The organism is Bradyrhizobium sp. (genome assembly GCF_019244115.1).
In the GTDB taxonomy this organism is placed as follows: Bacteria; Pseudomonadota; Alphaproteobacteria; order Rhizobiales; family Xanthobacteraceae; genus Bradyrhizobium.
In genome coordinates this window covers 1-9,015 of record NZ_JAFATE010000072.1, presented here as the reverse complement: position 1 = coordinate 9,015, position 9,015 = coordinate 1, and the positions used below count along the sequence as shown (strand labels likewise).

Annotated in this window: 6 protein-coding genes and 2 pseudogenes; 3 read left to right on the top strand and 5 right to left on the bottom strand. The window is 65.3% G+C overall.

Going from position 1 to position 9,015, the window contains the following annotated elements:
• A pseudogene (locus JOZ76_RS03450) lies at positions 1 to 465 on the bottom strand (undecaprenyl-phosphate glucose phosphotransferase); the annotation flags it as partial.
• Positions 466 to 606: 141 nt separating this feature from the next.
• Entirely contained in the window at positions 607 to 1,740 is a 1,134-nt protein-coding gene (locus JOZ76_RS03445; protein ID WP_291697226.1) for a glycosyltransferase family 4 protein, read from the bottom strand.
• A gap of 296 nt (positions 1,741 to 2,036) precedes the next feature.
• Between JOZ76_RS03445 and JOZ76_RS03440 the strand changes: the two genes are divergently transcribed.
• On the top strand, positions 2,037 to 4,235 hold the full coding sequence (locus JOZ76_RS03440) for a GumC family protein (RefSeq protein WP_291697225.1): 2,199 nt from the start codon (positions 2,037 to 2,039) through the stop codon (positions 4,233 to 4,235).
• Between the two features lie 6 nt (positions 4,236 to 4,241).
• On the opposite strand, the gene JOZ76_RS03435 is transcribed toward JOZ76_RS03440, so the two are convergent.
• Entirely contained in the window at positions 4,242 to 5,444 is a 1,203-nt protein-coding gene (locus tag JOZ76_RS03435) for a GNAT family N-acetyltransferase (protein ID WP_291697224.1), read from the bottom strand.
• 105 nt (positions 5,445 to 5,549) lie between these two features.
• On the opposite strand from JOZ76_RS03435, the gene JOZ76_RS03430 reads away from it, so the two are divergent.
• The gene (locus JOZ76_RS03430; protein WP_291697223.1) at positions 5,550 to 6,590 is read left to right on the top strand and encodes a polysaccharide deacetylase family protein; all 1,041 of its coding nucleotides are present in this window, start codon (positions 5,550 to 5,552) and stop codon (positions 6,588 to 6,590) included.
• Here JOZ76_RS03430 and JOZ76_RS03425 read toward each other — a convergent pair.
• Positions 6,587 to 6,793 carry a DUF2842 domain-containing protein gene (locus JOZ76_RS03425; RefSeq protein ID WP_291697222.1) on the bottom strand — a complete coding sequence of 69 codons (207 nt, stop codon included), beginning with the start codon at positions 6,791 to 6,793 and terminating at the stop codon, positions 6,587 to 6,589. The two genes, JOZ76_RS03430 and JOZ76_RS03425, sit on opposite strands and share 4 nt — an antisense overlap.
• A gap of 83 nt (positions 6,794 to 6,876) precedes the next feature.
• Here JOZ76_RS03425 and JOZ76_RS03420 point away from each other — a divergent pair, with 83 nt between their 5' ends.
• The gene (locus tag JOZ76_RS03420) at positions 6,877 to 8,007 is read left to right on the top strand and encodes a COX15/CtaA family protein (RefSeq protein ID WP_291697221.1); all 1,131 of its coding nucleotides are present in this window, start codon (positions 6,877 to 6,879) and stop codon (positions 8,005 to 8,007) included.
• A 788-nt stretch (positions 8,008 to 8,795) separates the two neighbouring features.
• On the opposite strand, the pseudogene JOZ76_RS03415 reads toward JOZ76_RS03420, so the two are convergent.
• Positions 8,796 to 9,015, bottom strand: a pseudogene (locus JOZ76_RS03415) (SAM-dependent methyltransferase); the annotation flags it as partial.

The following is a 9,015-nucleotide window of genomic DNA, read 5'->3' as shown; positions in this document are numbered from 1 at the left end:
CATCGCGAGCCCGATCACGAAGAAGGCCGAGAGCCACAGGCGGGAGATCTCGCCGCCGAGTTTTGCAAAGAACGATGCGCCGATGAACAGCAGGAACACAAAGGTCCAGGCAGAAATCATGCGCGTCATCTGCCGGAGCTGGCCGCGAAACACCTGGACCTGGTAGATGTCGGCGGCTTGAAAGCAGATCACGGCGGCCGCGGTCATCCCGAGGATGGCCGCGATGTATTCCCAGTAGAAGCCACTCAAGGGAACGACATAGGCAAAGTACAGCGCGATGCCGGTCAGGCTGATCAGCACGAAATCGGCGAGGCGCACGACGCCGGCGATGACGATCGGCGAATAGGCGTTGGCAACTTTCTGACTGGTGAGGGCGAGCGCGGCCGGCGACAGCCTGCGGCGTCGCTCAACGACCGGACGGCCTGCCGGCGCGCTTGCGGCGGCGCTGGCCGCGGCATTCAGCATCGAGCGTGCGTTGATCTGTTCCACGGTCGCCCACGCTCCCTTTCCGTTACCACCTGGGCGTGCATCCTGCCTCAAGCGATATTCCCCCTTCCCGGAATAACCGAGATTTCGGAACAAACCCTTACTTGCAATCAAGGAACGTTAATGGTTGGCAAACGCGTCGCGATAGCTGCTCATGACGCCTTCGACCATCGCCTTCTGGGAGAAATGCAGGAAAATACGTTCGCGAAGCGCCCTGGCGCGCTCTTGCGTCGCGGCCGGATTGTCCAGCGCGCTCTCGATCGCGTCGGCGATCGCGCCCGCCGTATTCGGCGCAAACAGCGCGTCGCTGTGCGGCCCGAAAATCTCGGGGATGCCGCCGCCGTCGGCCGCGATCATCGGGATGCCCGCGGCACCGGCTTCGATCACGACATAGGGCATGGAATCGCCGCGGGAAGGTACCACCAGCACCTTGCCCTTCGAAAAGCCGTAACGCGCCTTGACGTGGCCGATGAAGCGCACCGCATTGGTGAGGCCGAGCCTCGCGACCTGGGCCTTGAGCGCGGCCATCTCCTCGCCGTCGCCGGCCAGCGTAAGCGTGACCGGCCTGCCGTCGGCATGCAGCCGCGCCACGGCATCGACCAGGAGATCCGCGCCCTTGATATGCCGGAACTCGCCGACATAGACGACATCGGAGGCATCCTCCGCTCTGACCACGGGATCGAATTCGTTCGCGGTGACGCCGTTGAAGACGCAGCGCACCAGCCCCCGGGGCGCGCCGACGAGGCGCTGGTAGGTGTCCCGCGCAAACGCGCTTTCGAACAGGAAGAGGTCGGTCCTGTTCATCAGCGCGCGCTCGATCCGGCTGTAGACTGCTCCGGGCACCGTGTTGGGCGCGAAATGCAGCGAGCCGCCATGGGGCGTATAGACGCGAATGACGTCGTTGCTGCGCCGTCTCATCCGAAACAGGACCCCGGCCTTGGCGCCATGGCCGTGCAGGACGTCGGGTCTCAGCTCTCCGATCAGGCGCACGAACTTCCGCCAGACCATGAGATCGCCGGGGCCCGGTTCGCGCCGGATTGCAAAGCGGTGGACGCCGAGCCTCAGTCGCGGCGCGATCTCGGCGAGCGCCGCGGCGGCTCGCTCACCGCCAGTGAGGGTGTCGGCGACGATGCCGACCTGATGGCCGCGATCGACCTGGCCGTTGGCGAGGTCGAGGATGTGACGAAAAATACCGCCGACCGGTGTGCGTACCGCGTGCAGGATTCTGAGCGGCTGGTCCGGAGCAGGGGGCATGTCAGAACCTGCGTCCCGCGACGCCGGCGTTATCGGCGGCACCGGGGGCCAGGGCGTCGTGCGCCAGGTCCGACGCGTTCGACGGGTCGATGGGATCGCGTGTGTGCATGGAGAATCCTGAACGGAAATGTCGATTCGGATTAGCGGTATTCATGATTAACAAAACATGACCTTGTCGAGCGAGAACTTGCGGCTCTCTGGGGGCGCACACAGGAGATTAACCCAGCAGCAACCTTAATGGAGTGTAATCGCGACGGCTGAGCTTGGTGGAAAGTGGCGTTCCGCGGGGGAGTAGGATGCGTTTTGCGTTCTGGCGTAAGGGCAAGGAAAAGGCGCAGGACGTACCGGCCCCGGTGCCGCCTGCGCCGATTCCCGACACGCCGACAACTGCAGGGGCACCCGCTGGCGACCTGGATTTGCGTGTGCTGGGCCAGGCAGTGGCGCGCAGGCGAAACTTGATCATCTTTCCGACCCTGCTGGCCCTGGTCGCCTCGCTCGCGGCGGTCAATCTCATCACCCCGCGATACAAGTCCGAAGCGCGTATCCTGATCGACGGGCGTGAGAATGTCTTCCTGCGGCCAAGCGGCGAGCGCAACGAGGAGCGCGCCGCGCTCGATGCGGAAGCGGTGACGAGCCAGGTCCAGCTCGTGCTGTCGCGCGATCTCGCGCGCGAGGTCATCAAGAAGAACGGGCTTGCCGAGCTGCCGGAATTCGATCCGGTGCTGCGCGGCCTTTCGCCGCTGCGCTCGGTGCTGGCGCTGTTCGGGATCGGGCGCGATCCGTTCCTGATGACGCCGGAAGAGCGCGTCATGGACGCCTATTTCGAGCGTCTCACCGCCTATGCGGTCGACAAGTCGCGCGTCATCGTCGTCGAATTCCAGTCGCGCGATCCGGAGCTTGCCGCGCGCGTCGCCAATTCGATCGCCGACTTCTATCTGGTGTTGCAACAGAATGCGCGCCAGCAGCAGGCCAAGTCCGCCAGCCAATGGCTGGCAGGGGAGATCGACAGCCTGCGCCACAAGGTCGCGGAGGCCGAATCGCGGGTCGAGGATTTCCGGTCGAAATCGAGCCTGTTCGTCGGCACCAACAACACCACGCTCTCCAATCAGCAGATGGGCGAGCTCAATACGCAATTGAACAATGCGCGTGCGCTGAAATCGGATGCGGAGAACAAGGCGCGGCTGATTCGCGAGATGCTGGAGAGCGGCAAGCCGATCGAGGCCTCCGAGGTGCTCAATTCCGAGCTGATGCGCCGGCTGTCCGAGCAGCGCGTCACCCTGCGCGCGCAACTGGCCGAGCAGTCCTCGACGCTGCTCGACAACCATCCCCGCATCAAGGAACTGAAGGCGCAACTCGCGGACCTCGATCGTCAGATCCGTGACGAGGCGAGTAAGATCTCCCGGTCCCTCGATAACGACGCCCGCATCGCTGGCGGCCGGGTCGAAGCGCTGAGCGCAAGCCTCGATCAACTGAAGAAGCTCGCCAGTTCCTCCAACGGCCAGGACGTCCAGCTGCGGGCGCTGGAGCGCGAGGCCAAGGCGCAGCGCGATCTCCTCGAATCGTATCTGGCCAAATACCGCGAAGCCAACACGCGCGAAACCATCGACGCCGCGCCGGCGGAGGGACGCATCATTTCGCGTGCGATCGTCTCCAACACGCCGGCCTATCCGAAGAAGCTGCCGATCGTCCTGATCGCGACGCTGGTCACCCTGCTGCTGAGCGCCGGCCTTGTCGCAACCAGCGAGCTGCTGCGCACCATCCCGCCCGGCGCAGCCGCTGCTTCTGTGGTTCCTGCAGCCACCCGCGTGGTGAAGGTGAAGGCGAAGCCGGCCGAGGTTGTGGCGGAACCGGCGCAGGAAGCCGATCCGGTCACGCCGGAGCCGCTCACGACGCTGGCCGAAATCGAGCAGCTCGCGAGGGATTTTGCCGAAGCCGGCGCGGCCGCGCGCAAGATCACCGTGCTCGGCAACACCTCGGCAGAAAGCATCGCGCTGACCGCGCTGACCCTCGCCCGCCTGATGGCGCGGCAGGCGCGGGTGGTCGTCGTCGACCTCTCCGGCCTGTCGCCGACCATCGCCGCGGTTTCGGTCGATACAAGCGCGCCGGGGCTTGCCGAACTGGCGCAAGGCGAGGCCTCGTTCTCCGAAATCATCACCAAGGATCGGCTGTCCTCGGTTCATCTCGTCTGCGCCGGCCGTCCGGGCTTTGACCGGTCGGTGCTGCAGTCGCCGCGGCTGACGCTTGCGATCGATGCGCTGCGGTGCGTCTATGATCACGTCGTGCTCGATGCGGGGACCGCGTCCGACCTCCCGGCGGAGCTCTTGAGCACCGACGCCCGCGCCGTCGTGGTCACCGAGCCATCGCTGGAGCAGGGCGCGCGCACCCAGATCGGGGAAAAGCTGAAGGCGGTCGGTTTTGCCGACGTCGCCATGCTGGACCGGCCCGCCCAGTCGGTCGATACGATCGAGCCGGGCCCCCGGGTGGTCGCCGCCTGACAGCGCTTAAACCTCCTTCGCCTCCGCCTGATGCAGGGCGCCGCGCAGCCGCCGCGCCAGGCGGAACAGCGTCGTGCTTTGCTTGATCCGATGCTTGGCCCGCGCCACCGTGGACATGGCGGCCGCCGCGACCGCGCCGCGCGCGCTCAGCGGGACAAAACTGTCAAAGATCGCCTCGTCGTCCTTGCAGAACAGGCGCTTGTAGTCGTCCGATCCGATGCCGAGATCGAGTGCGCGATAGCCGCGCCCGGCGTAATGATCGATGATGTTGCGCATCAGGATCAGGCCGGGGCTGAAGCGTGCGTGCTCCGACAGCGTGTAGGTGTTGAACATCATCGAGTAGCGATGGCCGTCGGCAACGCCTGCAAATAGCGCGATGACCTCCTCGTCGCAGGCGAGCGCGTGGATGTCGATCGCGCGGTTGCCGCCCGGAAGCCGCGTCATGCAGGCGTCGCGGATGAACTCCTCGACGCCGGCCTCCGCGAACACGTTCGGCAGCTTCTGCTCCGCCATCCGCAGCGGCTTGACGCGAAAGAACCAGTCCAGCAGGCCACTGATCTCGCCATCATCAGAGGCGACGAAATAGCGGTAGCCCGGCAGCGCCTGCAGCTTGCGCTCCTTGCCGCGAAGCCGTCTGCGGAACGAGTTGCTCAGGAGTTGTGCGCCCGGCGCCATCGGCAGGACCGGACAGGCATTCACCGAAAGCTGACGCGGCAGCAGGGCAAACGGGTTCGCCTGCTCCTGCCAGCGGAGCGGCTGCTGGGTCAGCACCAGCAGATCGGCCTCGCAGCGTTCGCGGAAGCCGGCGATCAGCATCGTGATATCCGATGCGGTGGCCTCGCGCGCAAAACCCGCGTCCCAGAGCGGCATGTTGAAGGTCGAATGCTTGCCGCCCATGAACGCGGCGATGCTGACCCCGAACTGCCGCCGCAGCGTCAGCGGCAGCAGCATCAGCGGCCGCCGTTCGCCATCACAGGCGATCACGATGAAAGGCTGCGCGTTCTCGGTTTGGCCGACCCGGCATTGCCAGGGATTGAGGAAATCGAAGCGCTGATAGGGCGTCGCGAATGGAACGCCGGCTTCGAATGCGCGCCAGACTCGTTCTGCGGCATCGAGCTCGGTGATGACCTCGATGCTCGCGATGCGGCTCGCCTGCGACCGCACCGGCGCAGCTGCGGTCGGGCGATCGATTGCGGCGGCCAATGTCATCGCAAAATCCGTCTTAAGAGAAAAAATACTTTTGCAGCCAGGTGACCTTTGCAAAGAAATGTCAACAAAGGGTAATGAGGTCCGTCGTGGGAGAGGGCAGGCGATTTGGCGTCCGACAGCAGCTGGTTTGAGAGTTTTCGGCTCGAACTCGCCTATTTCAGCGGCCGCGCTTTTTGGCGCGGCGTCGGTGCGGGGGCGATCCTGCGGTTCGAGCGGGTGCGTCCGCCGCGGCGGGATCGTTTCCAGCCGCTCAAGGCCGGCGAGATCAGCCCAAAATTCCTCGATCGCACGATCCGCGCGCTGAAGCGCTGGCGCTACGACATCGTCACCATGGACGAGGCCTGCCGGCGTGCGATGACCATTCCGCAGCGCCGCCGCTTCGCCTGCCTGACGTTTGACGGCGCCTCCAAGGACCTCATCACGCATGCCTATCCGGTGCTGTCGCAGCATCGCGTCCCCTACACGATCTACGTGCCGACCGCGTTCCCGGATGGTGTGGGCGAGGCGTGGTGGCTGGCGCTGGAGGAGATCATCGCGCGCGAGATCCGCATCAGCCTGACCATCAACCAGGAAGACCGGCACTTCATCGTCCGCACGGCGGCCGAGAAGATCGAACTGTTTACCTTCCTCCACGACTGGCTGCGCGCGCTCGCGCCCGGCGACCGTTCCGCCGCGATCAGGGACCTCTGCAGCCGCTATTCGGTCGACCTCAAAACCCTGTCGCGCGCGGCTTCGATGGACTGGGCCGATCTTGCACGACTAGCGGCCGATCCGAACGCGACCATTGCCAGCGCCACGGTCGAGTATCCCGTGCTGTCGACCATGAAAGATGCGGACGCGATGCGGGAAATGACGATGGGCAAGCGTGTCGCCGAGACGGTGTTCCACCGCGAGGTCCGGCACTTTGCGTTTCCGTTCGGTGATCCCCAGAGCTTCCGCCGCGCCCATGTCGTCATGGCGGAGGAGGCGGGCTTTCACAGCGCGGTCTCCACCATTCCCGGCATCGTGGACGCCGATAGCCGTACCAATCTGCATGCGCTGCCGCGCATCGCCTGGGATGGCCGCTGCCGCTCGCTGCGTGTCATGCGCGTGCTGCTGTCCGGCGTCACATTTGCGCCGGTGAAGCCGACGCGCGCCGGCGTCTAGCGGTCTGGGCGCGACATCCAGCTCACGATCGGCATCGCCGGCAGCACCCAGCCCATGCCGGCCACCACATAAAAGGCTGCCTGCAGCCAGCCAGAGTTCGCGAGCACCGGAATCTGTGCCACGGCCATGCCGGTCAAGGACCACACCGCCGCCAGAAGCAGCAAAAAGATGGTTCCGAAGAATTTGCGGGTGCGGATGGTCATGACGGAACTGTGCGGGGGCGCGGCTTGCGCTGAAGACGCGGGGGACTATAAGGGGCGCGTCTAATCCTTCAAGCATCGATCTCATGACGGATCTTTCGGCCTCATCTGCCCTGCCATCGTCGCATCTTGGCGCCGTCCGCTGCTGGCTGATCTCCGTCGCGGTCCTTATCGCGGCCATGGTGCTGGTCGGCGGCGTCACCCGGCTCACCGAATCCGGCCTGTCGATCGTCGAGTGGAAGCCGGTCTCGGGCGTGCTGCCGCCGCTCAGCGACCAGGCATGGACGGATGCGTTCGAGGCCTACAAGCAGATCCCGCAATACCAAGAGATCAACGCCGACATGACGCTGTCGGAGTTCAAGACCATTTTCTGGTGGGAGTTCAGCCATCGGCTGCTCGGACGCGTGATCGGCGCGGCCTACCTGCTGCCGTTCCTGTTCTTCCTCTGGCGCGGCGCGCTCACAGGCGAACTGCGCAAGCGGCTGTGGTCGATCTTCGCGCTCGGCGCGCTGCAGGGCGTGATCGGCTGGTGGATGGTTGCCTCGGGCCTCACCGAGCGGGTGGAGGTGTCGCAATATCGGCTTGCGACACATCTGGTCCTGGCGCTCGTGATCTTCGCCGCGATCGTCTGGACTTTTCGGGAGATCAAGGGCGAGGTCCCCCCAGACGCGCCGCCGCGCGTGAAATTTGTCGGCCGGGCCATCCTCGTCGTCACCTTCGTGCAGATCTATCTCGGCGCGCTGGTCGCGGGCCTGCGCGCCGGGCTCGTCTACAACACCTGGCCTGCGATCGACGGCGGCTTTGTGCCGACGGCGGCGCGGCTGTGGTACGAGGACCCCTGGTGGCGCAACCTTTTCGAGAACGCGCTGACGGTGCAGTTCGATCATCGCATGATGGCCTATGCGCTGTTCCTGCTCGCGTTGTGGCACGCCGTCGATGCGACGCGGTCGCGCGCGCCCTCCGCCATCAGCAACGGCGCCTGGCTGTTGTTCGCGGCGATCATGGTGCAGGCGGTGCTCGGCATCCTCACGCTGCTGGGCCAGGTGCCGCTGCCGCTGGCGCTGACGCACCAGGCCGTTGCGATCGTGGTGCTGACGCTGGCCGTGCTGCAGGCGGAACTGCTGTCGCGTCAGCCGGCGACGACGGTCGATAGCGGCGTGGCGAGGCCGGCCGGAGCGTCCGCTACGCCCTGGCGCGAGGTGTCGCCCGGCGCGTGAGCTTCCGGGCTCCGGCTGTAGAGTGGGCAAAGGTGCGCTCTTGCGCGCCATGCCCGCCATCGAGACCGAGGCTCGCTGAGAGATGGCGGGCACGGCGCAAACGCGCCTTTGCCTCCGGCCTTCCCTGCGCAACGGTTTTAACGGTGTCTTCGTGCTCTCCCCGGAGAACCGGGCTTTCTTGCCCTCGTCACCCGCCTGCGCTTGAAAAGCCTCTCACGCGCTTGGCCCCAGCGTCGGGGTGCGCGAAATTGCAGACCTTTGCGACGAGGGCTTGGGCGTTCATGGCGGGTTCGGAAGGAAGGGATTGATGAGGACGAGTGATCCAAAACTGCGGCCAGTTTGCAGGTCCTCGGTGTAAAGTCTATCGCAACCGGCGTCGACCGCGGCCGCGACGATCAGAGCATCATGAATGTGTAGGCCATGGTCGCGTGCGAGCGCGACCGCACTCGTGTGGGTTGCCGCAGGGTGATCGGCACAATCTCATCCAGCGAGGCTCTGAACAAGCTGAGCGCCAGTTCGATCTGCGGCCAATCGTGACGCAGCTTCTGTCGCGCGACACGGACAAACTCGTTCAGGACCTGAACGCTGGTCAGACCGCCATTGCGCAAGCAATCGAGGCAAGGCTATCATCCACCTTGAAAACCTGCATGTTCGCCTCGCTGTGTGATGGCTTATCCATCATGGGGTTGACGGCACGCGGCTTCAAGACGTCTTGGCGGCGCGGCCGCGCGCGCTTCGCAGGCCGTATCTTCGGATTAGCTGACATCCGCGCCAGCAGTGCACTCGCCTTAAGGCTTTCGCACAAACGTCGAGAACTGAAATTTCTGCACCGATCCCCACGGTGTCGTGTGTTCGTGCCGGCGCGTGTCGACCGAGGCGAACTCCGCGCCGAGCAGCGCGCCGATGGTCTCGGCGCTGTGGCGGGCGACAGGGAGGCCAGAGCATTTCTCCGGCCCGTCCAGCGCAAAGGTCGCAATGATGGCGTGGCCGCCGCCTCGCAATGCAAGC

Coding starts and splice junctions, on each gene's coding strand:
- JOZ76_RS03420 (WP_291697221.1), top strand. CDS start 6,877: ATGACGGATCTTTCGGCCTCATCTGCCCTGCCATCGTCGCATCTTGGC.
- JOZ76_RS03440 (WP_291697225.1), top strand. CDS start 2,037: ATGCGTTTTGCGTTCTGGCGTAAGGGCAAGGAAAAGGCGCAGGACGTA.
- JOZ76_RS03425 (WP_291697222.1), bottom strand. CDS start 6,793: ATGACCATCCGCACCCGCAAATTCTTCGGAACCATCTTTTTGCTGCTT.
- JOZ76_RS03445 (WP_291697226.1), bottom strand. CDS start 1,740: ATGCCCCCTGCTCCGGACCAGCCGCTCAGAATCCTGCACGCGGTACGC.
- JOZ76_RS03435 (WP_291697224.1), bottom strand. CDS start 5,444: ATGACATTGGCCGCCGCAATCGATCGCCCGACCGCAGCTGCGCCGGTG.